The 26,359-nt window shown below is 57.0% G+C and carries 21 protein-coding genes, 2 tRNA genes and 4 rRNA genes; 14 read left to right on the top strand and 13 right to left on the bottom strand.

The features are described 5' to 3' along the window. Window positions 1-42 precede the first annotated feature (42 nt). Entirely contained in the window at window positions 43-1,044 is a 1,002-nt protein-coding gene (locus tag M8Q45_RS24210; protein ID WP_249876693.1) for an LLM class flavin-dependent oxidoreductase, read from the top strand. 51 nt (window positions 1,045-1,095) lie between these two features. Here the strand turns inward: M8Q45_RS24210 and M8Q45_RS24205 are convergent, their stop codons facing one another. Both M8Q45_RS24205 and M8Q45_RS24200 read right to left on the bottom strand, forming a co-directional pair. Continuing rightward, the gene (locus M8Q45_RS24205) at window positions 1,096-1,317 is read right to left on the bottom strand and encodes a DUF1161 domain-containing protein (RefSeq protein ID WP_030139181.1); all 222 of its coding nucleotides are present in this window, start codon (window positions 1,315-1,317) and stop codon (window positions 1,096-1,098) included. 113 nt (window positions 1,318-1,430) lie between these two features. Next, the gene (locus M8Q45_RS24200) at window positions 1,431-1,646 is read right to left on the bottom strand and encodes a dodecin (protein WP_003177209.1); all 216 of its coding nucleotides are present in this window, start codon (window positions 1,644-1,646) and stop codon (window positions 1,431-1,433) included. Between the two features lie 156 nt (window positions 1,647-1,802). Between M8Q45_RS24200 and M8Q45_RS24195 the strand changes: the two genes are divergently transcribed. Continuing rightward, the gene (locus M8Q45_RS24195; protein ID WP_030139182.1) at window positions 1,803-2,129 is read left to right on the top strand and encodes an ElaB/YgaM/YqjD family protein; all 327 of its coding nucleotides are present in this window, start codon (window positions 1,803-1,805) and stop codon (window positions 2,127-2,129) included. A 3-nt stretch (window positions 2,130-2,132) separates the two neighbouring features. Here the strand turns inward: M8Q45_RS24195 and M8Q45_RS24190 are convergent, their stop codons facing one another. Beyond that, complete coding sequence (locus M8Q45_RS24190; RefSeq protein WP_249876692.1) at window positions 2,133-3,026, bottom strand: LysR family transcriptional regulator; 894 nt, start codon at window positions 3,024-3,026, stop codon at window positions 2,133-2,135. A gap of 112 nt (window positions 3,027-3,138) precedes the next feature. On the opposite strand from M8Q45_RS24190, the gene trpB reads away from it, so the two are divergent. Both trpB and trpA read left to right on the top strand, forming a co-directional pair. Next, window positions 3,139-4,371 carry a tryptophan synthase subunit beta gene (trpB, locus tag M8Q45_RS24185; protein ID WP_249876691.1) on the top strand — a complete coding sequence of 411 codons (1,233 nt, stop codon included), beginning with the start codon at window positions 3,139-3,141 and terminating at the stop codon, window positions 4,369-4,371. Further along, window positions 4,371-5,183 (top strand): tryptophan synthase subunit alpha, encoded by an 813-nt coding sequence (gene trpA, locus M8Q45_RS24180; protein ID WP_249876690.1) that lies wholly within the window; start codon window positions 4,371-4,373, stop codon window positions 5,181-5,183. Before trpB ends, trpA begins: the two co-directional genes overlap by 1 nt. Before the next feature lie 174 nt (window positions 5,184-5,357). Here trpA and M8Q45_RS24175 read toward each other — a convergent pair whose 3' ends face one another. From M8Q45_RS24175 to M8Q45_RS24130, 10 genes are all read right to left on the bottom strand, one after another. Further along, window positions 5,358-7,319 carry a DUF7844 domain-containing protein gene (locus M8Q45_RS24175; protein WP_249876689.1) on the bottom strand — a complete coding sequence of 654 codons (1,962 nt, stop codon included), beginning with the start codon at window positions 7,317-7,319 and terminating at the stop codon, window positions 5,358-5,360. Continuing rightward, window positions 7,316-7,636: a DUF2388 domain-containing protein gene (locus tag M8Q45_RS24170; RefSeq protein ID WP_003187020.1), complete on the bottom strand. Its 321-nt coding sequence runs from the start codon at window positions 7,634-7,636 to the stop codon at window positions 7,316-7,318. Before M8Q45_RS24170 ends, M8Q45_RS24175 begins: the two co-directional genes overlap by 4 nt. A gap of 26 nt (window positions 7,637-7,662) precedes the next feature. Then, the gene (locus M8Q45_RS24165) at window positions 7,663-7,968 is read right to left on the bottom strand and encodes a DUF2388 domain-containing protein (protein WP_249876688.1); all 306 of its coding nucleotides are present in this window, start codon (window positions 7,966-7,968) and stop codon (window positions 7,663-7,665) included. A gap of 105 nt (window positions 7,969-8,073) precedes the next feature. Continuing rightward, the gene (locus tag M8Q45_RS24160; RefSeq protein WP_198798161.1) at window positions 8,074-8,391 is read right to left on the bottom strand and encodes a DUF2388 domain-containing protein; all 318 of its coding nucleotides are present in this window, start codon (window positions 8,389-8,391) and stop codon (window positions 8,074-8,076) included. A 320-nt stretch (window positions 8,392-8,711) separates the two neighbouring features. Further along, window positions 8,712-8,927, bottom strand: a complete 216-nt coding sequence (locus tag M8Q45_RS24155) for a DUF1127 domain-containing protein (RefSeq protein WP_003187014.1) — start codon at window positions 8,925-8,927, stop codon at window positions 8,712-8,714. Window positions 8,928-9,246: 319 nt separating this feature from the next. Next, window positions 9,247-10,740, bottom strand: a complete 1,494-nt coding sequence (gene scpC, locus M8Q45_RS24150; protein ID WP_249876687.1) for a succinyl-CoA:acetate CoA-transferase ScpC — start codon at window positions 10,738-10,740, stop codon at window positions 9,247-9,249. Between the two features lie 197 nt (window positions 10,741-10,937). Continuing rightward, window positions 10,938-12,374 carry an NAD(P)(+) transhydrogenase (Re/Si-specific) subunit beta gene (locus M8Q45_RS24145; protein WP_249876686.1) on the bottom strand — a complete coding sequence of 479 codons (1,437 nt, stop codon included), beginning with the start codon at window positions 12,372-12,374 and terminating at the stop codon, window positions 10,938-10,940. Further along, entirely contained in the window at window positions 12,374-12,697 is a 324-nt protein-coding gene (locus M8Q45_RS24140) for an NAD(P) transhydrogenase subunit alpha part 2 (RefSeq protein ID WP_181288346.1), read from the bottom strand. The genes M8Q45_RS24145 and M8Q45_RS24140 overlap by 1 nt, the downstream gene beginning before the upstream one ends. Before the next feature lie 15 nt (window positions 12,698-12,712). Next, entirely contained in the window at window positions 12,713-13,834 is a 1,122-nt protein-coding gene (locus M8Q45_RS24135; protein WP_249876685.1) for a Re/Si-specific NAD(P)(+) transhydrogenase subunit alpha, read from the bottom strand. Between the two features lie 434 nt (window positions 13,835-14,268). Continuing rightward, a complete protein-coding gene (locus M8Q45_RS24130; RefSeq protein WP_249876684.1) occupies window positions 14,269-15,165 on the bottom strand; it encodes a LysR family transcriptional regulator in 897 nt (298 codons plus the stop codon). A 157-nt stretch (window positions 15,166-15,322) separates the two neighbouring features. On the opposite strand from M8Q45_RS24130, the gene M8Q45_RS24125 reads away from it, so the two are divergent. From M8Q45_RS24125 to M8Q45_RS24080, 10 genes are all read left to right on the top strand, one after another. Then, the gene (locus M8Q45_RS24125) at window positions 15,323-16,504 is read left to right on the top strand and encodes an acyl-CoA dehydrogenase (protein ID WP_249876683.1); all 1,182 of its coding nucleotides are present in this window, start codon (window positions 15,323-15,325) and stop codon (window positions 16,502-16,504) included. Window positions 16,505-16,517: 13 nt separating this feature from the next. Then, a complete protein-coding gene (locus tag M8Q45_RS24120) occupies window positions 16,518-17,738 on the top strand; it encodes a CaiB/BaiF CoA transferase family protein (protein ID WP_249876682.1) in 1,221 nt (406 codons plus the stop codon). A gap of 640 nt (window positions 17,739-18,378) precedes the next feature. Then, window positions 18,379-19,915, top strand: a 16S ribosomal RNA gene (locus M8Q45_RS24115). Window positions 19,916-20,038: 123 nt separating this feature from the next. Further along, window positions 20,039-20,115 (top strand) — tRNA-Ile (locus M8Q45_RS24110). Window positions 20,116-20,125: 10 nt separating this feature from the next. Next, window positions 20,126-20,201: transfer RNA gene (locus M8Q45_RS24105), tRNA-Ala, on the top strand. Between the two features lie 242 nt (window positions 20,202-20,443). Then, window positions 20,444-23,335 (top strand): 23S ribosomal RNA (locus M8Q45_RS24100). Window positions 23,336-23,484: 149 nt separating this feature from the next. Then, window positions 23,485-23,600, top strand: a 5S ribosomal RNA gene (gene rrf / locus M8Q45_RS24095). A gap of 107 nt (window positions 23,601-23,707) precedes the next feature. Next, window positions 23,708-23,823: ribosomal RNA gene (gene rrf / locus M8Q45_RS24090) — 5S ribosomal RNA — on the top strand. Together the 16S, 23S and 5S rRNA genes with 2 tRNA genes alongside form the textbook arrangement of a ribosomal RNA operon. A gap of 181 nt (window positions 23,824-24,004) precedes the next feature. Beyond that, on the top strand, window positions 24,005-24,640 hold the full coding sequence (locus M8Q45_RS24085; RefSeq protein WP_249876681.1) for an NADH:ubiquinone oxidoreductase subunit N: 636 nt from the start codon (window positions 24,005-24,007) through the stop codon (window positions 24,638-24,640). Between the two features lie 159 nt (window positions 24,641-24,799). Continuing rightward, window positions 24,800-26,305 (top strand): YdgA family protein, encoded by a 1,506-nt coding sequence (locus M8Q45_RS24080; RefSeq protein WP_249876680.1) that lies wholly within the window; start codon window positions 24,800-24,802, stop codon window positions 26,303-26,305. The last annotated feature ends 54 nt before the right edge of the window (window positions 26,306-26,359 follow it).

The following is a 26,359-nucleotide window of genomic DNA, read 5'->3' as shown; positions in this document are numbered from 1 at the left end:
TCGCCCATAGGAAAGTTCGTACGCCGTTGGAGATGCCGGCCCATGAAACAGCTGTCCGAAGTGAAATTTTCAACCCTCGACCTCGTGCCCGTCCGCGCTGATGGCAATGCCGCCCAGTCCTTGCGCAACTCCCTGGATCTGGCGCAGCACGTGGAAAAGTATGGCTACACCCGTTTCTGGGTGGCCGAGCACCACAACATGGACGGCATCGCCAGCTCCGCGACGGCGGTTTTGCTCGGCTATCTGGCGGGAGGCACGTCGACCATCCGCGTCGGCTCCGGCGGGGTCATGCTGCCAAACCACGCGCCGTTGGTGATCGCCGAGCAGTTCGGCACGCTGGAAAGCCTGTTTCCGGGCCGGATCGACCTCGGGTTGGGCAGAGCGCCTGGTTCGGACCAGATGACTGCCCGTGCATTGCGTCGCGAGCGCTCCGGCAGCGCTGATGATTTCCCTGAGGATGTGGCTGAACTGATGCGTTATCTCGGCCCGCGAACCCCGGACCAACGCATCATCGCCATGCCCGGCACGGGAACGAATGTACCGGTGTGGCTGTTGGGTTCCAGTCTGTTCAGTGCACAACTGGCGGGAGAACGCGGTTTGCCCTACGCATTCGCCTCCCATTTCGCACCGCGCTTCCTGCATGAGGCGATTCGTGTCTATCGCAACCACTTCAAGCCGTCGGCGGTACTGGACAAGCCTTACGTCATGCTTGGTGTACCGCTGGTCGCGGCGGACACCGACGAGCGAGCCGATTACCTGGCGACGTCGGTGTACCAGCGGATCCTGGCGTTGATGCGCGGCCAGAGCCTGGTGCAGCGCCCGCCAGTGGAAACCATGAATGGCCTGTGGTTGCCCCATGAAAAGGAAGCGGTAGGCGACTTCCTTGGCCTGGCCATGATTGGCAGCCCGCAAAAAATCCGCGCCAAGCTGGAGGTGTTGATCGAGCAGACTCAGGCCGATGAGTTGATTTTCACCAGCGACCTGTATGAACACGCTGACCGCCTGCACTCGTATGAATTGCTGGCGCAGGTCATGAAAGGCTGAATCGCGGCCGTAAAAAAGCCGACGCGGTGCGTCGGCTTTGATATTCAGCGGTTATTTCTTGTAGACGATTTCCTTCGAACCGCCCTCACAGGTGCCGACGACTTTTCCGTCCGCCGCTGCGCCTTTCTCAACAATTTCCAGCGTATAACCCGACACACCTTTGGCATCAAGCTTCGCCGCGATTTCGCTTTTCAGCTCTTCGCACGGTTTGCCGGCCGCAAAGGCAGTGCCCGCAAGGCTCAGCAAACCCAGGGCCACCATCCACTTCTTCATCGCTCGCACTCCTTGGTCGGATCAAATAGAGAGGTATCGCAAAGGCGCGACGCACCAACCATAGCGCATCGCCATTCCCTATGGCACTCCGCCAGTGTGCAAGTTCAAAGCGCTCAGCTATTGGCGATCCGGAACCCGACCTTGATGGTGACCTGGAAGTGCGCGGCCCGGCCATTTTCGATGTGGCCGCGGGTCTCGGTGACTTCAAACCATTCCAGGTGCTTGAGGCTTTTGCTGGCCTCGGCCAAGGCATTGTTGATGGCGTCTTCAATGCTGGTGGGAGAGGAGCCGACCAGCTCGACTTTCTTGTACGTGTGGTGATCACTCATGACGTTCTCCTTGGTTGTCTGTAACAGCCTAGCAGCGATTTTTCGCCTTACATGTGGCGCCGTTTACGCTCGGAAAGTTCAGATTTACTGCACTTTCCCAAACGGTCGCAGTCCCAATCCACACACGCTACTCAACCACTGCAGGAGAGAGCCACCATGGCCAGCACTTCGTTACGTAAAGCCTCGTTGCAAAGCATGGAAGCGGAGATCGAGAGTCTGCTCAAGTCGTTGGAAAGCCTGAAGGACGACGCGTCGGACGAGTCGCGTAGGACCCTCAAGTCGCTCAAGGCAAACGCCGAAAATGCGCTGAAACATTCCCGGCATCTGCTCAGCGATGCGTATGAAGAGGTCAAGGTGAAAACCCGCGAAACCGGGATCGCCACGCGCGACTACGCCCAGGAGCACCCTTGGACCACGGCGGGCGTTGCCGTTGGCGCGCTGGGTCTGCTGGCCGCTTACTTGTTGTGCAAGCGCGGTGACTAGGGCCTAGTTCGATGGGTTCAGCTCTTGCCTGAGCCACTGCGCCAATTGCCGGGCGCGCCCATCCGCGGCGCGCTTGGGCAGCCACAACGCCAGCCGCGCCGAGGTTTCACTGAAACCCCACGGCGCGACCAGGCGACCGGCACGAAGGTCCTCTGCCACTAGCGGCTCGGGGGCGATTGCCACGCCGAGCCCGGCCACGGCCGCTTCCAGCAGATAATACAAATGCTCGAAACCTTGCCCGAACTTCAATGCCTGGGGTTCAAGGGCGTTTTGTTGTGCCCAGGTCGGCCAGGCCTGGGGGCGGGACGTTGTATGCAAGAGCGGCTCGCCCAGCAATTCGCTGGCAGGTGCGTTGCATAAACGGGTGAATTCGGCGTAACGCGGGCTGATCACCGGGCCGATTCGCTCGCTGGTCAGTTCATATACTTGCATGTCGGCCGGCCAGGGCGGTTCGGCGAATACCAGCAGGGCATCCAGCCCCGGACGCCTCGGGTCCAGGTCGCCTTCGCCGGCTGAGAGGTGCAGGCGCAGGTCCGGCAGATCGGCATTCAACCTCCCGAGTCGAGGAATGAACCACCGCGCCAACAAGCTTCCCGAACAGCCCAGCACGAACGGGGCATCCGCCGTGCTTTGCGTCAGTTCCGCGCAAACGGTGCGCAGGCGCTCGAAGGCCTCGGTGCTGGCATCGCGCAGGCGCAGCCCGGCATCTGTGAGTTTCAGGCCTCGTCCATCCTTACTGAACAAACTGACACCCAAGTGTTCTTCCAGCGCCTTCAATTGTCGGCTGACGGCACCGTGGGTGACGTGCAGCTGTTCTGCCGCCTGGCTTACGCTGTTCAGGCGGGCGGTGGCTTCGAAGGCACGCAAGGCGTTGAGGGGGGGCAGGTCGCGGCTCATGGTATCTGTGAGTTTTCCTGACAGGTTGCGGCGATCTTATCGGTTTTCAGGACGGGATGTCAGGGGTAGAGTGAACCTCATTGTCTTTCTACGCATTTGCCTGGAGCGCCCGATGACCCAGTCTACGACCCCCTTCAACCTGCGCAGCGGCCCTGATGCCAACGGCCTGTTTGGCGCGTTCGGCGGCCGCTATGTCGCGGAAACGCTGATGCCGCTGATCCTTGATCTGGCCCGTGAATACGAAGTGGCGAAGGAAGATCCTGCGTTCATCGAGGAATTGGCCTACTTCCAACGAGACTATGTCGGTCGTCCCAGCCCGCTGTATTTCGCCGAACGCCTGACGGAATACTGTGGTGGCGCAAAAATCTATCTCAAGCGCGAAGAGCTGAACCATACCGGCGCGCACAAGATCAACAACTGCATCGGCCAGATCCTGCTGGCGCGGCGCATGGGCAAGAAACGCATCATCGCCGAGACTGGCGCTGGCATGCACGGCGTGGCGACTGCCACCGTCGCCGCGCGTTTTGGCCTGGATTGTGTGATCTACATGGGCACCACCGACATCGAACGCCAGCAGGCCAACGTGTTTCGCATGAAGCTGCTCGGTGCTGAAGTCATCCCGGTGGTCGCCGGTACCGGCACCCTCAAAGATGCGATGAACGAAGCGCTGCGCGACTGGGTGACGAACGTCGACAGCACGTTCTACCTGATCGGCACCGTCGCCGGCCCGCACCCTTATCCAGCGATGGTCCGCGATTTCCAAGCCGTGATCGGCAAAGAAACCCGCGATCAGTTGCAAGCCCAGGAAGGTCGCCTGCCGGACAGCCTGGTGGCGTGTATTGGTGGCGGCTCCAACGCCATGGGCCTGTTCCATCCGTTCCTGGATGACAAGAGCGTCGAAATCATCGGCGTCGAAGCGGCGGGCTACGGCATCGAGACCGGCAAGCACGCGGCGAGCTTGAATGGCGGTGTCCCAGGCGTATTGCACGGTAACCGTACCTTCCTGTTGCAGGACGAAGACGGCCAGATCATCGACGCCCATTCGATCTCCGCCGGCCTCGATTACCCCGGCATCGGCCCTGAACACGCGTGGTTGCATGACATTGGCCGCGTCCAATACACCTCGGTCACCGACGCGGAGGCGTTGGAAGCGTTCCATAAATGCTGCCGCCTGGAAGGGATTATTCCTGCCCTGGAAAGCGCCCATGCCTTGGCCGAAGTGTTCAAGCGCGCGCCAAACCTGCCCAAGGATCACCTGATGGTGGTCAACCTGTCCGGTCGTGGCGACAAAGACATGCAAACCGTGATGCACCACATGGAACAGTCCCAGCAGGAGAAACACTGATGAGCCGCCTGCAAACCCGTTTTGCTGAACTCAAGGAACACAACCGCGCCGCCCTGGTGACGTTTGTCACGGCTGGCGATCCGGACTACGACACCTCGCTGGCGATCCTCAAGGGCTTGCCTGGCGCTGGCGCCGACGTCATCGAGTTGGGCATGCCGTTCACTGACCCAATGGCCGACGGCCCCGCGATCCAGTTGGCGAACATCCGCGCCCTGGGTGCCCAGCAGAACCTGGCGAAAACCTTGCAGATGGTTCGTGAGTTCCGCAAAGACAACACTGAGACACCGCTGGTGTTGATGGGCTATTTCAACCCGATCCACCGTTATGGTGTGCAGCGTTTCATTGGTGAAGCGTTGGATTGCGGCGTGGATGGCCTGATCGTCGTGGACATGCCCCCCGAGCACAACAGCGAACTGTGCGAGCCGGCCCAGGCCGCGGGCCTGGACTTTATCCGCCTGACCACGCCAACCACGGATGACGTGCGTTTGCCCACTGTGCTCAATGGCAGTTCCGGTTTTGTGTACTACGTGTCGGTAGCCGGCGTGACCGGTGCTGGCGCTGCGACGCTGGAGCATGTGGAAGAAGCTGTTGCTCGCTTGCGTCGACATACCGATTTGCCAATCAGCATTGGTTTCGGTATTCGCACGCCGGAGCAGGCGGCGGCCATTGCGCGGTTGGCTGACGGGGTGGTGGTCGGCTCGGCGCTGATCGACCATATCGCCAGTGCCGATACGTCGGAACAGGCGATCGATGGGGTGCTGAGCCTATGTGCCGCTCTGGCTGATGGCGTTCGCAAGGCGCGTCTCGGCTGATACCTGATTCGGCTCTGTAGGAGCTGGCGAAGGCTCGGGCCGCGTTCGGACGATCTTTTGATCTTCCGCTCAAGACTCAATTGGCCGTGAAAAGATCGCAGCCTCGCTTCGCTCGGCAGCTCCTACACAGCGCCTACAGACCCGGCGGGAGCAAGCGCCCTCGCCACAAAGGGATCAGGGCAACTCCAAGCCGCCTCCGGCCTTGTGCAGCTTGCGCAAATGCTCGCCGATTTCTTTCACATTGGCCTCGCTCGCGGCGATTTCAGCGGCTCGGCTCGGCTCAAGCAGTGCCCTGACTTCCTTGTCCAGATCGCCGGTCAGCGTTTGAAGCTGTTTCTGGCGCAGGCTGCTTTCCGATTCCAGCCGCTGCCATTCGCTGGGCTGTGGCAAGCCATAGCCAGTGCTGCCCAGCAGTTCGGCCGGACGGCTCAGGAAGCCGCTGTTGGCGAGGATCTGTTGCAATGTCGCGTTTGCTCTCTCCATGCCGCCGTTCTGAAGCTCGCGGGCACCGAGGTAGCGCTGCTTGACTTCATCCTGGGCCAGCAGCAACTGACGACGGAAGCTGGCCTGTTCCAGCAGAAGCAGCGCCGCACTGGTGCGCAGATCGGCTTGCTCAAACCAGGCGCGGCGTTCAGCGGCGTCCAGCGCCAGCCAGTCTTCGACGGTTTGTTGCTGGATGGGCAGGTGTTTTTTCAATACGTCGAACATGGCCTGGTAGCGCTCGCGGAACGAGTCGAAACGGTAGCCCAGGCGCAAGGCCTCCTTGGGATCGTCCAGCACACTGGTGTCGGCCAGGCCGCGGCCCTTGAGCACTTCCAGCAAGCCGTTGGGCATGATGCTGTCCAAGCCCTTGAGTTGGTCATTATTACTGCCGCTGCGCAGCAACTTCAGGCTTTCCACCGCGCAATTATTGGACAGGAAGTAATAGTTGCCGTCATAGCTCCAGTGCATTTCGGCAGCGTGCTCGACCGTTTCCTCAATCTCGGTGCGCGACAATTTGAGGGGCACCGACGCCAGGCTGCGCAGTTCGGTCTTGGTGTACTCGTCGATCACCTGGGCCAACGGCAACACGAACAGGCGCGACGGGTATTTGCCTACCAGTCCATCCCAACTCGACAGTTGCACATCGCCTACGAAGGCACGGTACGACAGCACCAGATGTTGGTCGAGATCCAATCGGCAGTCTGGCCCACGTGGACGGCCCGGCGCGCAGATCACCAGCCGGAGCATGCTGTGGCCCCAACGGCTGACCCAGTTCTGGTTGGCTTCGGCCAACAGGTAGTCGATGGCATAGACGCGTTCCGGATCCACCTTGCCGAGAGGCGTCTTGGCGAAATCATTACCGGCGTTGAGAAACGCAAACGACTTGGCGCAGCTGTCCTTGGCGACGGGCGCCCAACCGAAGTGTTCCTGGTAGTAGCGATACAGGGCGGGGCGCCGGCAGGCATAGCTCGGGTCCAGGAGAAAGTACTCCATGTTGACCGCGACAAATTCCTTGGGGCTGCTCGTCTCGTAGAGGTCCGGACTGCGGGCGACCTGGCGGTTGTGCTGTTCCCGTTCACCGCGACGGCCGACATATTGCGGCCAGCCCGCCAGATCAAGCAGGCGCGGATCGTCGCTGAGCGTGAAGCGACGGCCATTCTGGCCCCGGCATTCATCCGGCAGGCCGATCAATCCGGCACTGTCGTTGCGTCGGGTACAGCGTTGGATCAGCGCACGCTCGGCACTTGGCCATAGGCGCGATCGGTCATAGATGTGGGTCAATTCGTGCAGGACGGTGGCCAGCATTTCTCGCCGTACCGTGCCGTGGGGACGCTGGGTCTTTTGCGTGGCAGCGCTGCCGTCGGTGAGGCTGTCCAGCAGGTTTCGGTTGAGGTCCAGTTGCGACACCAGCGAAGCCTGGCCGTAGGCGTTGGCGGGCATCTGGTCGGTCCAGCCGACGTCAATGCGCCGGTCCAGTCGCTCGATGAAGCGCGGCGGCAACGCCTGCATGGCTTCATCGAGCAGCGCCTGGCTGGCCTGCTGTTGCGCCGGACTCAGTCCGTCGCCATTGAGGTGTAGCTGCAGGCCGGCCTGGGCAGTGCTGCCCATGAGCAGCATTACCCCGGCCGTCAGCCAGGCGGCGAGTCGCCTCACAATGCGAGGATGGCTTCGGCGAGAACCTGGTCGCTGGCGTCACGGGCTTCCGGTACCCGGGTACGCAAAGTGTCGAAAGCGGCTTCGAGATGGGCACCACGAATTTCGCCGTTGCTGGCGACGAAGCTGGCCGCGTCGTCGTGGGCTTCGCGGACGATTTTCGAATCACGGATGGAAGTAGTGGTGTCGGATGTGAAATCGATCGTGCGCTGGGAGGCGCGAACAATGATGTTACTGGTGGCTACCAGGGTATGTGCCTGGGCCACATCGGCCAACACCAGCAGGCCTAGGGCGGCAGCAATCAGCGGGCTACGCATGGAACGACTCCGGAAAATGAAGATAACTATTGGACGAGAATTGCTTGTGCCAGTTCAAGGTCGCTGACGTGAAGTTTTGGTTGGGTCCGGCGCAGGTAATCCAGGGCCGACTCCAACTGCGCACCTCGCAACTGTCCGTCACTGGCCACAAATGCCGCAGCGTCATCGCGAGCGGCAGCGACCAGTTTATTGTCGAAGGGCGCGGAGGTCACCAGGCTCGTGGCATAACCGCTGGCGACCAATTGCTGTGTGGACACGTCGAAAGCATGGACCGGGATAGTCCAGCAAGAAGCGACACAGAACGAGACGAACAGATGTTGGTAAAAACGCATGGGACTCGACGGTTGATGGCGAGCCTGAAGGCTAGCGCAAACCGGCGGGCCAGAGCCAGCGTTGAAACATCGGAACACCTTTCGGCGCCCGATGTTTCATATTCATCAGATCACCAGGATGGCCTGGGCCAGCTGTGCATCGGTTGCGTTGAGCTGCGGTGCCTGCTGGCGGATGTAATCAAGGGCGCTCTCCAACTTCACGCCGCGAATCGCGCCGTTGCTAGCGACGAAGCTTGCCGCGTCGTCTCGGGCTGCCTGGACGATCTTGTTGTCTCGCAGCGATGAGGTTGCATCGGAGGTTACGTCGGATGTGGCCTTGAGTGCGCCTACGATGGAGTCAGTGGTGACAATAAAGCTGCTGGCATTGGAATGGGCGGCTACGGCCAACAGGGCAACTGCGCTGAGCAGGCGAAGACGGATCATGATGAGACTCCTTGGGTATGAGGGTGATGCGGTGCATGTAGCTGAAAGGAGGGACTGGCTCGCTTCGCCACGGTCGCCTCGATATTAGGACAGAACACGGCTCGCTGGCAGCTTTGCAAATGTCCTTTGGCGCGCGGCGCTTCAACGCCAAGCGCTTTCTTATAACTGTACTGGTCTATTCATGAAATCTAGAAACTGTTGTTGTCCTGCAAATCAGGACTCTGAAACGACAAGACCCGTCGTGGTTTCCCACGACGGGTCTTGTTTGTTCAATTCAGTGCTGGCGGTGGACCCGGTGGGTCAGGGCCAGCGACGCTGAGTTAGCGCCAGAACGGCTTGCTCAGCTCTTCGTAGCGTTGTGCTTCGCTGATACCGGCATCAGCCAGCAGGCGCGAATCCAAACGGGCCAGTTGGTGACGGCTGGCAATGCGGCGCTGCCACAACATCAGGTTGGCAATGACGCGAAGAGGCAGGGAAGCCTGGTTTTTTTCAGCTTTGTCTTCGAAAAACAGCTCGGAACTGAGTGTACGTTCCATGGTTGACATCCTTCCGCTTGTGGCGGGATTAGGTAGTGGTTTAACTGGTGCCCATGATCCTCTCGTTTGGCCAGTCTCTCTAGATACAGTTCACCTGTATTGTGAGAGACCAGTTAACTGTTAAAGAGCGGTGTACTGGTCGATATTGAGGCAACTGTACCTATAAGCACTGTATTGGTGCATTTTTGCGCTTGAGCGAGTGTTTTGTAGGAAAAGACTGTAAGAAAACACCGGTACAGCAGTACAGTTTTTTCCGGTTATGGCTCGGATGACAGGCAGCAACCAAAACTGTATTCACGACTGCACTGACCCAGCTGTATCAGACAGCCAGCATGCGCCCCGTTTCCTCGAGGTTCAGGTGCCAGCTCAGTGCATCACGCAGGATATGCGGCGTATGCCCACCCAAGGCACACGCGGCTTCGAAATAGTCATTCAACGCTTGGCGGTAGGATGGGTGCACGCAGTTGTCGATGACCACTCGGGCCCGCTCCCTTGGCGCCAACCCCCGCAGGTCGGCCAGGCCGATTTCGGTCACCAGAATGTCGACGTCGTGCTCGGTATGGTCGACGTGGCTGACCATCGGCACGACACTGGAAATGGCGCCGCCCTTGGCAATCGACTTGGTGACGAAAATGGCCAGGTGAGCATTACGGGCGAAATCTCCCGAGCCGCCGATGCCGTTCATCATCCGTGTGCCGCACACATGGGTAGAGTTGACGTTCCCATACAGGTCGAACTCCAAGGCGGTGTTGATGCCAATGATGCCCAGGCGGCGCACGACCTCAGGATGGTTGGATATTTCCTGCGGTCGCAGGACCAATTTGTCCTTGTACCTTTCCAGATTTCCGAACACGTCCGCGTTGCGTCGAGCCGACAGGGTGATGGAGCTGCCAGAAGCGAAACTCAGTTTGCCGGCATCGATCAGGTCGAACGTGGAGTCCTGCAATACCTCGGAGTACATGGTCAATTCTTCGAACGGGGAGTCGATCAACCCGCACATCACGGCGTTGGCGATATTACCGATACCTGCCTGCAGGGGGCCGAGCTTGTTGGTCATGCGTCCGGCCGCGACTTCCTGTTTGAAGAAGTCGATCAGGTGGTTGGCAATCGCCTGGGTATCATCGTCCGGCGGCAATACGGTCGAAGGGGAATCTGCCTGCTGGGTTATGACAATTGCTGCGATTTTTTCCGGAGGAATCGGGATGGCAGTGCTGCCGATTCGGTCGTCGACCTTTACCAGGGGAATCGGCAAGCGAGTCGGACGGTAGCTCGGAATATAGATGTCGTGCAGGCCTTCCAGGTTAGGGTTGTGGGCCAGGTTGATCTCGACAATTACTTGTCGGGCGAAAATCGCGAAGCTCGCTGAATTGCCTACCGATGTGGTTGGCACAATGTGGCCTTGTTCAGTGATGGCCACGGCTTCGATCACGGCGATGTCCGGCAGCTTGAGCTGGGCGTTGCGCATCTGTTCAACGGTTTCTGAAAGATGCTGGTCAATGAACATCACCTCGCCGGCATTGATGGCCTTGCGCAGGGTGCTGTCCACCTGGAAGGGCATGCGCCGCGCCAACACACCCGCTTCGGTGAGCTCCTTGTCGAGGTCGTTACCGAGGCTTGCGCCGGTCATCAGGCTGATTTTCAGCGGGGTAACCTTGGCGCGTTCAGCCAGTGCGTGGGGCACTGCCTTGGCTTCTCCGGCGCGGGTAAAGCCACTCATGCCGACGGTCATGCCGTCTTCAATCAACAAGGCTGCTTCGGCAGCGCTCATCACTTTATTCAACAACGAAGGCAGGCGGATGCGATCACGGTACATGGATGGTTATCTCGGGCAAGAAGCTGGATGCGCAGTCTAGAGAATTCGCGTCGAGCCCGACCCGCTACAAAAGTCGCATTTAAGGCGTCTATTACGGGCGTTTCAGGCAAAACATTGTTACCGGATCGGTAATGTTTTGCCTTGATACAAATCAAAACGCCCCGACAAGTCGGGGCGTTTTGATAAACCGCAGTAATTTATTCCACGGCTTTGACCATGTCTTCGATGACCTTCTTGGCGTCGCCGAACACCATCATGGTCTTGTCGAGGTAGAACAGCTCGTTGTCCAGGCCGGCATAGCCGCTGGCCATCGAGCGCTTGTTGACGATGATGGTCTTGGCCTTGAAGGCTTCGAGGATCGGCATGCCGGCAATCGGCGACTTCGGATCGTTCTTCGCCGCCGGGTTGACCACGTCGTTGGCGCCCAGCACCAGCACCACGTCGGCCTGGCCGAACTCGGAGTTGATGTCTTCCATCTCGAACACCTGGTCGTAAGGCACTTCCGCCTCGGCCAGCAGGACGTTCATGTGCCCGGGCATGCGACCGGCCACCGGGTGGATCGCATATTTAACGGTCACGCCGTGGTGGGTCAGCTTCTCGGTCAGCTCTTTCAACGCGTGCTGCGCCCGAGCCACCGCCAAGCCGTAGCCCGGAACGATGATCACCGTGTCGGCGTTGGTCAGCAGGAAGGTCGCGTCGTCAGCCGAACCGGATTTCACCGGGCGGGCTTCCTTCGAGCCTGCCGGGCCAGCTGCATCTGCCGTGTTGCCGAAGCCGCCGAGCAGCACGTTGAAGAACGAACGGTTCATCGCCTTGCACATGATGTACGACAGGATCGCGCCGCTCGAACCCACCAACGAACCAGCAATGATCAGCATCGAGTTGTTCAGCGAGAAGCCGATACCCGCCGCGGCCCAGCCGGAGTAGCTGTTGAGCATCGAGACCACCACCGGCATGTCCGCGCCCCCGATCGGGATGATGATCAGCACGCCCAAGACAAACGCCAGGGCCAGCATCAAGGCGAACGCGCCGAGGTTGCCGGTGAACATGAAGGCCAGGCCAAGGCCCAGCGTTGCCAGGCCCAGGATCAGGTTGAGCTTGTGTTGGCCGCCAAACTGTACCGGTGCGCCTTGGAACAGGCGGAACTTGTACTTGCCCGACAGCTTGCCAAAGGCGATCACCGAACCTGAGAAGGTAATTGCACCAATGGCGGCGCCAAGGAACAGTTCCAAGCGGTTACCCGCCGGAATCGAGTCGCCGAGTTGTTTGACGATACCCAGGGATTGCGGCTCGACAACAGCCGCGATGGCAATGAAGACGGCAGCCAGGCCGATCATGCTGTGCATGAAGGCGACCAGTTCCGGCATCTTGGTCATCTCGACACGCTTGGCCATGATCGAGCCGGCGGTGCCACCGACCAGCAGGCCGACGATGACGTAGCCGATGCCCGCAGTGGCGAGCTCTGCGCCCAGCTTATAAATGAGACCCACGGTCGTGAGCACCGCCAACGCCATGCCGAGCATGCCGAACAGATTGCCGCGGCGGGAGGTGGTCGGGTGCGAAAGGCCTTTGAGGGCCTGGATGAAGCAGATGGACGCGATCAGGTAGAGCGTCGTTACCAGGTTCATGCTCATTACTTGGGCGCCTCTTCTTTTACGGCTTTCGGGGCTTTTTTCTTGAACATCTCAAGCATGCGGCGCGTTACCAGGAAGCCACCAAACACGTTCACTGCGGCCAGGGCCACGGCGAGGGTGCCCATGGTCTTGCCCAGAGGCGTTATGGTCAGCGCGGCGGCGAGCATGGCGCCGACGATCACGATCGCCGAAATGGCGTTGGTCACCGCCATCAACGGCGTGTGCAGTGCGGGTGTTACGTTCCAGACCACGTGGTAGCCGACATAAATCGCCAGCACGAAGATGATCAGGTTGTAGATACCGGGGGAGATAAGCTCTTCCATTGTCTGAATCCCTGCTTAGGCGTTTTTGCGGATGACTTGGCCGTCGCGGCACATCAAGCACGCGGCGACGATGTCGTCTTCCAGGTTCACGTCGAACTGACCTTCCTTGGTGAAGACCAGCTTCAGGAAGTCCAGCAGGTTACGGGCGTACAGCGCCGAAGCATCGGCCGCGACTTCGCCGGCGAGGTTGGTCGGGCCGACGATGGTCACGCCGTTCTCGACGACCACTTGATCAGCCACGGTCAACGGGCAGTTGCCACCCTGGGCCGCTGCGAGGTCGATGACCACGGAGCCGGGTTTCATCTGCGCGACGGTTTCAGCACTTAGCAGCGTCGGTGCCTTGCGGCCCGGAATCAATGCGGTGGTGATAACAATGTCAGCTTGCTTGGCGCGCTCGTGCACGGCCTGGGCCTGGCGCTGCATCCAACTGGCAGGCATGGGCCGGGCGTAGCCACCGACACCGACAGCGCATTCACGCTCTTCGTCGGTCTCGTAAGGCACGTCGACGAATTTGGCGCCGAGGGATTCGATCTGTTCCTTCACCGCAGGACGCACATCCGAAGCCTCGATCACCGCACCCAGGCGCTTGGCCGTGGCAATCGCCTGCAGCCCCGCCACACCCGCGCCGAGGATCAGCACGCGCGCCGCTTTCACGGTGCCCGCAGCGGTCATCAGCATCGGCATGAAGCGCGGATAGTGGTGAGCGGCCAGCAGCACGGCTTTGTAACCGGCAATGTTCGCTTGAGACGACAGCACGTCCAGGCTTTGGGCTCGGGAAGTCCGTGGCGCGGCCTCAAGGGCAAAAGCGGTGATGCCGCGTTCGGCCAGCTTGGCGATGGTTTCGTTGTTGAACGGATTGAGCATGCCCACCAGCACGGTACCGCTCTTGATCAGAGTCAGCTCGCTATCGTTGGGTGCAACCACCTTGAGGATCAGTTCGGCGCCGAACGCATCACTGGCGCTGCCAATGGTTGCACCCACCGCCTCGTAGGCACTGTCGATAACGCTGGCCCTGATACCGGCGCCGCTTTGGACAGTGACTTGATGGCCTTGGCCAATCAACTTCTTGATGGTTTCCGGGGTAGCAGCAACCCGTGTTTCACCCGTTTGGGTTTCGAGGGGAACACCAATGTGCACGTCAAATCTCCTGCGTGATCTTATTAAGTAAACCCAGGCACTTCGGATGGCGCGGCTGGGGCGGCCGATCAGCACGATCCCGCCAAACCAGGCGGGGCGCGGCATTTTGCAGGCGAAAATTCAGCCCTTCAAGGGATTATGACGGGTGACGGAAAATTAACTACAAGTCACCCTGTGACCGAATGTCGCAATTATCCGGCTTAACCCCTTGCAGGCCTTGCTTTCCAAGGATTTCGGTTCAATTTTGTAATTTTTCCCATCGGCCAGATGAATAAGCCCTGATGCGCTGGGTGATATGGCTCAAAGCCATGTATTTCCACGCTTTGGAGACTACTGCACGCTCCCTGTAACAGATTGACTGAATGCGACATAAACTTATATCTGTAGCGATCTCTGTTAGTTGACTACCTAAATCAGATTTCAACTTTTCATTATTAATCAATGAGATAGTCGCTTGCTTGTTTCACCAGCCAATCACGAAAAGCTCGAAGAGAGGCGGATTCGACCTTTCGCTCCGGAATCATCAGGTAGTAGGCCTTGATGCTCGACAGCGCGTTACGGTTGGCCACGACCAGCCGTTTCTCTGCCAGCTCGCGCTGAATCAGGAAGGGTGGAATCAGCGCGATGCCCATGTCATGCATGGCTGCCTGGGCGAGCATGGAGAATAGTTCATAACGCGGACCTGTCAGGTCCCGCGCAATGTTCAGATTCTGAGCGTTGAACCATTGGCGCCACGCATACGGGCGCGTGGTCTGCTGGAGCAGGGGCAGTTCGGCAATGGCCTCGGGTGTCAGGTTTTTCCTCCCGGCCAGTAAGGCGGGGCTGCATACCGGCATCGGATTTTCCCCCATCAGCTTATGGGATTCGGTGCCGGACCAGTCCGCATCGCCAAAATAGATAGCGGCGTCAAACTCCGTGTCGGCAAACAGAAAGGGGCGCGTGCGGTTGGTCAGGTTGACGGTGGCTTCCGGATGCTGCTGTTGGAAGTCCTTGAGGCGTGGCAGCAACCATTGGGTACCAAACGTTGGCACAACGGCCAGTTCGATGACGTTCGCACCGGTGTGCCCCATGACCGAAAGCGTGTCGCGCTCGACGGCGTCCAGTTGCGTGGCAACGCGACGACTGTAGGAAAGACCTGCTTCGGTCAACTTGACGCCGCGGCGCGACCGCCTGAAAAGCTCCACATTGAGAAAGTCTTCCAGGCTAGCGATCTGTCGGCAGATAGCGCCTTGGGTAAGGGAAAGTTCTTGCGCCGCCTTGGTGAAGCTTTCATGGCGCGCGGCAGATTCGAAACTGACCAAGGCGACGGTGCTGGGAATTTTACGACGCATGTACGTAAGCCTCACTCGATAGGTGAGTAAACGGGGGTTTTGGCGTTTACGGAGTGAGAAATTAGCACAACAGAGTGCGTAATCCTCGTTTGCCCTTGTAGGAAACCGCGCCTAGGATCAATCCACGGTTTTCAATTCAATTGGCGAGGACTCTTTCATGGCTGGCAAAGCGAGCTTCAACTGGATCGATCCACTGTTGCTGGATCAACAACTCACCGAAGAAGAGCGCATGATCCGCGACACTGCCGAGCAGTTCGCCCAGCAGAAACTGGCGCCGCGGGTATTGGAAGCGTTCCGTCATGAGAAGACCGATCCGGCGATTTTTCGCGAGATGGGGGAGGTTGGCCTGCTGGGAGCAACCATTCCCGAACATTACGGCGGTAGTGGGCTGAATTATGTGAGCTACGGTCTGATCGCCCGCGAAGTGGAGCGCGTCGACTCCGGCTATCGCTCGATGATGAGCGTGCAGTCCTCGCTGGTCATGGTTCCGATCAATGAATTCGGGACCGAGGCGCAAAAGCAGAAGTATTTGCCGAAGCTGGCATCGGGTGAATGGATCGGCTGCTTTGGTCTGACCGAGCCAAACCATGGTTCGGACCCAGGTGCGATGATTACTCGTGCACGCAAAGTGGAAGGTGGCTACAGCCTGACGGGCAGCAAAATGTGGATCACCAACAGTCCTATCGCTGATGTATTCGTGGTCTGGGGCAAAGACGACGCTGGTGATATTCGCGGTTTCGTTCTTGAGAAAGGCTGGAAGGGCCTGAGCGCGCCGGCTATTCATGGCAAGGTCGGGCTGCGCGCCTCGATCACCGGCGAAATCGTCATGGACAATGTATTCGTTCCAGAAGAAAACATTTTTCCTGATGTCCGTGGCCTGAAGGGTCCGTTTACCTGCCTGAACTCGGCCCGCTACGGCATCTCTTGGGGGGCTTTGGGAGCCGCTGAGTTCTGCTGGCATACCGCTCGCCAGTACACGCTGGACCGCCAACAGTTCGGTCGACCGCTCGCTGCGAATCAGTTGATCCAGAAAAAACTGGCCGATATGCAAACTGAAATCACGCTTGCCTTGCAGGGTTGCCTGCGCCTGGGTCGCATGAAGGATGAAGGCAGCGCGGCGGTAGAGATCACCTCGATCATGAAGCGCAACTCCTGTGGCAAGTCGTTGGATATCGCGCGCATGGCGCGGGACATGCTGGGCGGTAACGGTATCTCCGATGAGTTCGGCATTGCCCGTCATCTGGTGAATCTGGAAGTCGTGAACACCTACGAAGGCACGCATGACGTGCATGCGCTGATCCTCGGGCGTGCGCAAACCGGTATCCAGGCGTTCTATTAATAGGAGAACGGTCATGGGCGCGCTTTCGCATCTGCGGGTATTGGATTTATCGAGGGTTTTGGCCGGACCGTGGGCTGGACAGATCCTGGCGGACCTGGGGGCTGATGTCATCAAGGTCGAGCGTCCCGGCAATGGTGACGATACGCGCGCATGGGGGCCGCCTTTCCTGAAGGATGCTCAAGGCGAGAACACGACCGAAGCCGCTTATTATTTATCGGCCAACCGCAACAAGCAGTCGGTGACCATTGATTTCACGCGTCCCGAGGGTCAGCAGCTGGTGCGAGAGCTGACGGCCAAGTCCGACATTCTGATCGAGAACTTCAAGGTAGGTGGTCTGGCTGCGTATGGTCTGGACTATGAATCGCTAAAGGTGATCAATCCGCAATTGATTTATTGCTCGATCACCGGTTTTGGGCAGACCGGGCCTTATGCCAAGCGCGCCGGGTATGACTTCATGATTCAAGGGCTGGGAGGCTTGATGAGCCTGACTGGTCGGCCAGAGGGGGATGAGGGCGCGGGGCCGGTGAAGGTTGGGGTCGCGCTGACAGATATCCTCACGGGTCTGTATTCGACCGCTGCCATTCTCGCGGCGCTGGCTCACCGCGATCATGCCGGCGGCGGACAGCACATCGACATGGCCTTGCTGGATGTTCAAGTGGCTTGTCTGGCCAACCAGGCTATGAATTACCTGACCACGGGAAATGCGCCGAAGCGGTTGGGCAATGCTCACCCGAACATCGTGCCTTATCAGGATTTTCCTACGGCGGATGGTGATTTCATCCTTACCGTGGGTAATGACGGTCAATTCCGAAAGTTTGCTGAGGTTGCCGGTCAACCTCAGTGGGCGGATGACCCGCGCTTTGCTACCAACAAGCTGCGGGTGGCGAATCGAGCGGTGTTGATTCCATTGATTCGCCAGGCGACGGTGTTCAAGACCACGGCCGAATGGGTGGCTCAGCTGGAGCAGGCGGGCGTGCCGTGTGGGCCAATCAACGACCTTGCCCAGGTATTTGCCGACCCTCAGGTGCAGGCGCGTGGATTGGCGATGGAATTGCCACACCTGCTAGCCGGTAAAGTGCCGCAAGTGGCCAGCCCCATCAGGCTGTCCGATACGCCTGTGGAATATCGCAATGCGCCGCCTTTATTAGGGGAGCATACGCTTGAGGTGTTACAGCGGGTGTTGGGGCTGGATGAGGCCGCAGTGACGGCGCTGAGGGAAGCTAAGGTCCTTTGAACCTTCCCTCTATATAGAGAAGGGATGTAAGGGGCGAAAGCGACGGGTTTGCCAGTGCTGCGCAACTTATTGATAGAAAAGCGAAATAAAGGGTTGACGGCAGATTCCAGGTGTCTATAATTCGCCCCACTTCCGGCGCAGTCGAAACGGAAAACTCCTTGAGTTTCAATGAGTTAAGTAGGTTTCGATAGGCCAGGCGCTTCAGTTCATCGAAGCGCTGAAGGAGTTGATGGGGCGGTGTTGTTTGGCCCTATCGGCGATTCGATCTTCTCGGTCGAAAGCGGTGAAAAAGAGGTGTTGACAGCAGCGAGTAACGCTGTAGAATTCGCCTCCCGCTAACGAGAGATCGAAAGCGCAAGTGGTTGAAGTTGTTAAGGATTTCCAAGCGAAACTTTGAAAACTTCTTAAAATAACCGCTTGACAGATACACGGGGCGCTGTAGAATGCGCGCCTCGGTTGAGACGAAAGGCTCAACCCACCGCTCTTTAACAACTGAATCAAGCAATTCGTGTGGGTGCTTGTGGAGTCAGACTGCTAGTCAACAGATTATCAGCATCACAAGTTACTCCGCGAGAAATCAAAGATGTAACCAACGATTGCTGAGCCAAGTTTAGGGTTTTCTCAAAACCCAAAGATGTTTGAACTGAAGAGTTTGATCATGGCTCAGATTGAACGCTGGCGGCAGGCCTAACACATGCAAGTCGAGCGGTAGAGAGGTGCTTGCACCTCTTGAGAGCGGCGGACGGGTGAGTAATGCCTAGGAATCTGCCTGGTAGTGGGGGATAACGCTCGGAAACGGACGCTAATACCGCATACGTCCTACGGGAGAAAGCAGGGGACCTTCGGGCCTTGCGCTATCAGATGAGCCTAGGTCGGATTAGCTAGTTGGTGAGGTAATGGCTCACCAAGGCGACGATCCGTAACTGGTCTGAGAGGATGATCAGTCACACTGGAACTGAGACACGGTCCAGACTCCTACGGGAGGCAGCAGTGGGGAATATTGGACAATGGGCGAAAGCCTGATCCAGCCATGCCGCGTGTGTGAAGAAGGTCTTCGGATTGTAAAGCACTTTAAGTTGGGAGGAAGGGCATTAACCTAATACGTTAGTGTTTTGACGTTACCGACAGAATAAGCACCGGCTAACTCTGTGCCAGCAGCCGCGGTAATACAGAGGGTGCAAGCGTTAATCGGAATTACTGGGCGTAAAGCGCGCGTAGGTGGTTCGTTAAGTTGGATGTGAAATCCCCGGGCTCAACCTGGGAACTGCATTCAAAACTGTCGAGCTAGAGTATGGTAGAGGGTGGTGGAATTTCCTGTGTAGCGGTGAAATGCGTAGATATAGGAAGGAACACCAGTGGCGAAGGCGACCACCTGGACTGATACTGACACTGAGGTGCGAAAGCGTGGGGAGCAAACAGGATTAGATACCCTGGTAGTCCACGCCGTAAACGATGTCAACTAGCCGTTGGGAGCCTTGAGCTCTTAGTGGCGCAGCTAACGCATTAAGTTGACCGCCTGGGGAGTACGGCCGCAAGGTTAAAACTCAAATGAATTGACGGGGGCCCGCACAAGCGGTGGAGCATGTGGTTTAATTCGAAGCAACGCGAAGAACCTTACCAGGCCTTGACATCCAATGAACTTTCCAGAGATGGATTGGTGCCTTCGGGAGCATTGAGACAGGTGCTGCATGGCTGTCGTCAGCTCGTGTCGTGAGATGTTGGGTTAAGTCCCGTAACGAGCGCAACCCTTGTCCTTAGTTACCAGCACGTTATGGTGGGCACTCTAAGGAGACTGCCGGTGACAAACCGGAGGAAGGTGGGGATGACGTCAAGTCATCATGGCCCTTACGGCCTGGGCTACACACGTGCTACAATGGTCGGTACAGAGGGTTGCCAAGCCGCGAGGTGGAGCTAATCCCACAAAACCGATCGTAGTCCGGATCGCAGTCTGCAACTCGACTGCGTGAAGTCGGAATCGCTAGTAATCGCGAATCAGAATGTCGCGGTGAATACGTTCCCGGGCCTTGTACACACCGCCCGTCACACCATGGGAGTGGGTTGCACCAGAAGTAGCTAGTCTAACCTTCGGGGGGACGGTTACCACGGTGTGATTCATGACTGGGGTGAAGTCGTAACAAGGTAGCCGTAGGGGAACCTGCGGCTGGATCACCTCCTTAATCGACGACCGCAGCTGCTCCATGAGCTCCCACACGAATTGCTTGATTCATTGAAGAAGACGATAGAAGCAGCTTTAAGCTCCAAGCTGATAGCTCACAGCTAACAGTTACAAGCTCGAAATTGGGTCTGTAGCTCAGTTGGTTAGAGCGCACCCCTGATAAGGGTGAGGTCGGCAGTTCGAATCTGCCCAGACCCACCAATTTTGTAATGGGGCCATAGCTCAGCTGGGAGAGCGCCTGCCTTGCACGCAGGAGGTCAGCGGTTCGATCCCGCTTGGCTCCACCATAAACTGCTTCTGAAAGCTTAGAAATGAGCATTCCATCAAGGTGATGGTGAATGTTGATTTCTAGTCTTTTGATTAGATCGTTCTTTAAAAATTTGGGTATGTGATAGAAAGATAGACTGAACGTTACTTTCACTGGTAACGGATCAGGCTAAGGTAAAATTTGTGAGTTCTCTTAGTTGAGAAATTCGAATTTTCGGCGAATGTCGTCTTCACAGTATAACCAGATTGCTTGGGGTTATATGGTCAAGTGAAGAAGCGCATACGGTGGATGCCTTGGCAGTCAGAGGCGATGAAAGACGTGGTAGCCTGCGAAAAGCTTCGGGGAGTCGGCAAACAGACTTTGATCCGGAGATGTCTGAATGGGGGAACCCAGCCATCATAAGATGGTTATCTTGTACTGAATACATAGGTGCAAGAGGCGAACCAGGGGAACTGAAACATCTAAGTACCCTGAGGAAAAGAAATCAACCGAGATTCCCTTAGTAGTGGCGAGCGAACGGGGACTAGCCCTTAAGCTTCTTTGATTTTAGCGGAACGCTCTGGAAAGTGCGGCCATAGTGGGTGATAGCCCTGTACGCGAAAGGATCTTAGAAGTGAAATCGAGTAGGACGGAGCACGAGAAACTTTGTCTGAATATGGGGGGACCATCCTCCAAGGCTAAATACTACTGACTGACCGATAGTGAACTAGTACCGTGAGGGAAAGGCGAAAAGAACCCCGGAGAGGGGAGTGAAATAGATCCTGAAACCGTATGCGTACAAGCAGTGGGAGCCCACTTTGTTGGGTGACTGCGTACCTTTTGTATAATGGGTCAGCGACTTATTTTCAGTGGCGAGCTTAACCGAATAGGGGAGGCGTAGCGAAAGCGAGTCTTAATAGGGCGTCTAGTCGCTGGGAATAGACCCGAAACCGGGCGATCTATCCATGGGCAGGTTGAAGGTTAGGTAACACTGACTGGAGGACCGAACCGACTACCGTTGAAAAGTTAGCGGATGACCTGTGGATCGGAGTGAAAGGCTAATCAAGCTCGGAGATAGCTGGTTCTCCTCGAAAGCTATTTAGGTAGCGCCTCATGTATCACTGTAGGGGGTAGAGCACTGTTTCGGCTAGGGGGTCATCCCGACTTACCAAACCGATGCAAACTCCGAATACCTACAAGTGCCGAGCATGGGAGACACACGGCGGGTGCTAACGTCCGTCGTGAAAAGGGAAACAACCCAGACCGTCAGCTAAGGTCCCAAAGTTATGGTTAAGTGGGAAACGATGTGGGAAGGCTTAGACAGCTAGGAGGTTGGCTTAGAAGCAGCCACCCTTTAAAGAAAGCGTAATAGCTCACTAGTCGAGTCGGCCTGCGCGGAAGATGTAACGGGGCTCAAACCATACACCGAAGCTACGGGTATCACGCAAGTGATGCGGTAGAGGAGCGTTCTGTAAGCCTGTGAAGGTGAGTTGAGAAGCTTGCTGGAGGTATCAGAAGTGCGAATGCTGACATGAGTAACGACAATGGGTGTGAAAAACACCCACGCCGAAAGACCAAGGTTTCCTGCGCAACGTTAATCGACGCAGGGTTAGTCGGTCCCTAAGGCGAGGCTGAAAAGCGTAGTCGATGGAAAACAGGTTAATATTCCTGTACTTCTGGTTATTGCGATGGAGGGACGGAGAAGGCTAGGCCAGCTTGGCGTTGGTTGTCCAAGTTTAAGGTGGTAGGCTGGGATCTTAGGTAAATCCGGGATCTCAAGGCCGAGAGCTGATGACGAGTTACCCTTTGGGTGACGAAGTGGTTGATGCCATGCTTCCAAGAAAAGCTTCTAAGCTTCAGGTAACCAGGAACCGTACCCCAAACCGACACAGGTGGTTGGGTAGAGAATACCAAGGCGCTTGAGAGAACTCGGGTGAAGGAACTAGGCAAAATGGCACCGTAACTTCGGGAGAAGGTGCGCCGGTGAGGGTGAAGCACTTGCTGCGTAAGCCCACGCCGGTCGAAGATACCAGGCCGCTGCGACTGTTTATTAAAAACACAGCACTCTGCAAACACGAAAGTGGACGTATAGGGTGTGACGCCTGCCCGGTGCCGGAAGGTTAATTGATGGGGTTAGCTAACGCGAAGCTCTTGATCGAAGCCCCGGTAAACGGCGGCCGTAACTATAACGGTCCTAAGGTAGCGAAATTCCTTGTCGGGTAAGTTCCGACCTGCACGAATGGCGTAACGATGGCGGCGCTGTCTCCACCCGAGACTCAGTGAAATTGAAATCGCTGTGAAGATGCAGTGTATCCGCGGCTAGACGGAAAGACCCCGTGAACCTTTACTATAGCTTTGCACTGGACTTTGAATTTGCTTGTGTAGGATAGGTGGGAGGCTTTGAAGCGTGGACGCCAGTCTGCGTGGAGCCATCCTTGAAATACCACCCTGGCAACTTTGAGGTTCTAACTCAGGTCCGTTATCCGGATCGAGGACAGTGTATGGTGGGTAGTTTGACTGGGGCGGTCTCCTCCTAAAGAGTAACGGAGGAGTACGAAGGTGCGCTCAGACCGGTCGGAAATCGGTCGTAGAGTATAAAGGCAAAAGCGCGCTTGACTGCGAGACAGACACGTCGAGCAGGTACGAAAGTAGGTCTTAGTGATCCGGTGGTTCTGTATGGAAGGGCCATCGCTCAACGGATAAAAGGTACTCCGGGGATAACAGGCTGATACCGCCCAAGAGTTCATATCGACGGCGGTGTTTGGCACCTCGATGTCGGCTCATCACATCCTGGGGCTGAAGCCGGTCCCAAGGGTATGGCTGTTCGCCATTTAAAGTGGTACGCGAGCTGGGTTTAGAACGTCGTGAGACAGTTCGGTCCCTATCTGCCGTGGACGTTTGAGATTTGAGAGGGGCTGCTCCTAGTACGAGAGGACCGGAGTGGACGAACCTCTGGTGTTCCGGTTGTCACGCCAGTGGCATTGCCGGGTAGCTATGTTCGGAAAAGATAACCGCTGAAAGCATCTAAGCGGGAAACTTGCCTCAAGATGAGATCTCACTGGGACCTTGAGTCCCCTGAAGGGCCGTCGAAGACTACGACGTTGATAGGCAGGGTGTGTAAGCGCTGTGAGGCGTTGAGCTAACCTGTACTAATTGCCCGTGAGGCTTGACCATATAACACCCAAGCAATCTGTAGACTCGAAAGAGGCCAGATTGCGGTGTGTGAAGACGAGATGAACCGAAAGTTCGAGTCAAAACCCACAAACTATCGCATACCCATTCGCTGGAACGTGACCGTAAGGCACGCGCTGGCTACCGAATTTCTTGACGACCATAGAGCATTGGAACCACCTGATCCCATCCCGAACTCAGAAGTGAAACGATGCATCGCCGATGGTAGTGTGGGGTTTCCCCATGTGAGAGTAGGTCATCGTCAAGATTAAATTCCGAAACCCCTATCTGCTGACGCAGGTAGGGGTTTTGTTTTAGTAGAAGTCTTCGATTTTCACTGATTCGTTGTTGTCGAACGGGTCGGTTACAGAATTTCTTGACGACCATAGAGCATTGGAACCACCTGATCCCATCCCGAACTCAGCAGTGAAACGATGCATCGCCGATGGTAGTGTGGGGTTTCCCCATGTGAGAGTAGGTCATCGTCAAGATTGAATTCCCGAAACCCCTGTCTGCCAGCGCAGACAGGGGTTTTGTCGTTTTGGGCCGGTAATCGGATCGCCCCCTAATTTACTGTCCCGGTCCAGCAAACCCCGAGGCCGTTGCTATGCTTTGATTGTTGGGCGTAGGCAAAGGGCGCCCGCGATGTGACTGGTCATGGGGATTCCAATAATGAAAAACCCTTATGCTCCTGGCTTCTGGTGCGCTATTGCAGCGTTGTTGCTGCTCTCAGGTACCTATTTCTATGGCGTCATGCTGACCCATCAGATAGATAAGGCATTGATCTTTCTTGATAGCGTGTCTGCGCTGATCGGCGTCATATCTATAGCTGTTGTCGCTTGGGCTTCACTGCAAGGCCAGCGCATCAAGAAAAAACAGCTGGAACAAGGCAAGACCCTGGTGTTGATCTGGGACACCAAGGTCGCGCTGCGTCGGGTGGAAACGGTGTTCGACCGTTATTTCTGGGGCAGCTATTGGCAACCAGGGCGCACCTTTCAGGAGGTTATGGGAGAGCTCACCGGGACTCCTTTGGAAAAAAGTCTTGAAGCCCTGAAAGTCCAATGCGCGGCCCTGGACGAGCAAGTCGCGCAAGACGACTGGCATTGGCTCAACAATGCGCGAGAGCTGTGCGATGTTGCCAACGCCATGGCTCGGGAGCGCTACCAATTGGATTTTTGCGATGGGCGCGCAGATTCGTCGGGCACGGCAGTGATCAATCGTGATTTCGAAGTACTGGTATATACCTGGACCGCAAGACTCAAGACTTTTGATCATCAGCTCGACGAGATCGAAGTCCAATATTCGTAGACCATTTCTCAAGAACACGCTTTCCCCCCTTTAAACATTGGGCTAGCGTGCCTGCCTGATGCTAATCTCCCCACCACTTTTACAGCGTCGAGCCATAGCCCTTTGCGGGTCAAGGAAGACGACGATTTTCTCAACCATGGAATAACGATCGGGTCACTCATGAATAAATCAGCAAGCGTACTTCTCGGAATCGTTGTGGTTATCGGTGCCGTCAGCGCAGGTGGCGCCTGGTATACCGGCACGAAGCTTGAAGGAGTGCTGAATACCGCCATTGCCGACAGCAACAAGCAAATGCAAACAGCTCTGGCCGGCTCCAATGGCACTGCATCGATCGAACTGGTCTCCCTGGATCGCGGAACATTCAGCAGTACCGCGCATTATCGTCTCAAGGGCGAAGGCGAGATGTTTGGTAGCGAACCGGTCGAACTGCTGTTCGTCGATAACATCGAACATGGCCCGCTGCCCTTTTCCCGCCTGATGACGCTCAAATGGTTGCCAGTCATGGCCACCAGTCACACTGAGCTTGAGCGCACTCCGCTGACTGAAAAGTGGTTCGTTGCCGCCAAGGACAAATCGCCCCTCAAAGGCGTATTCAACCTGGGCTACGATCAATCCACCAACGGCACATTCGAATTGCTGCCTCTGGATACCAAGCTGGATGAACAATCCCAGCTCATCTTTTCAGGCCTGAAGATCGATGTAGCGGCCAGCGCCCAAGCCCAAAAGATCAAGGCCGATGGCTATATGGACAGTTTCAAACTGACCACCGTCGCCGAAGATCAGACGCCGGTGCAAGTTGAGTTCAGCGGCCTGACATTGGCCAGTAACCTGACCAAGAGCACCTATGGCTACTACATGGGTGATAACACCCTGTTGCTGAGCAATAGCAAGACCAGCTTCGGCGAGCAGAAATCGGTGTTGGGCCTGAAGAACTTCGAAATGAAGAACAACAGCTCCGAAAACGGCACCAGCGCTTCGGGGCGTGCCGATTACAAGATCGGTGAATTGTCGTTCAACGACAAAGTCATCGGTTCGGCGCAAATGGCGGTAAGCCTCAAGAACCTGGACATCCCGGCAACCATGTCGCTGATGCAGGTCTACCAGGCCAAACTGCAGCCTTACGAAAAAGCCGCTGCCGAAGCGGCTGAAGCGGGCGAGCCAGCGCCAGAGCTGAACCTGACCGAGGCGGAAGAGGCCCAGGTCAAGGCTGATCTGGAGAAACTCCTGGCAGGCGCTCCACAAGTCGCCCTGGAGAACCTCTCGTTCAATACCGCTAATGGTGAAAGCCGCGCGAGCCTGGTCGTCGACTTGGCGAAGCCACAATCCATGGACTTGCCGCCTGATGAATTGGGCCGTCAACTGCTCGCCCTGCTGGAGTTCAAGGTCAAAGTCTCCAAGCCGATGCTGGTGGACTTGCTGACCGTGCAGGCGCAGATGGAAGGTCAGACCGACGCCAAGCTGATTGCTGACCAGGCCACCGCCACCAGTGATATGTTCAGTGCCATGGCAGTCGGTACAGAGCTGGCGAAGCTGGAAGGCAACGATGTTGTCACCAACCTGCATTACGCCAACAATCAAGTCGATTTCAACGGCCAGAAAATGACCGTTGAACAGTTTTCGGCATTTGTGATGAGCAAGCTGGGCGGCGGCGTCGCCATTCAGTAATCCCGCTTCAACAGTACCCCAAGCCGGCCTGTGCATTGAGCACGGCCGGTTTTT

Origin of the sequence: Pseudomonas sp. T1.Ur, from assembly GCF_023516725.1 — a bacterium.
Lineage (GTDB): Bacteria > Pseudomonadota > Gammaproteobacteria > Pseudomonadales > Pseudomonadaceae > Aquipseudomonas > Aquipseudomonas alvandae.
This window is presented reverse-complemented; position numbering and strand designations above follow the sequence as displayed.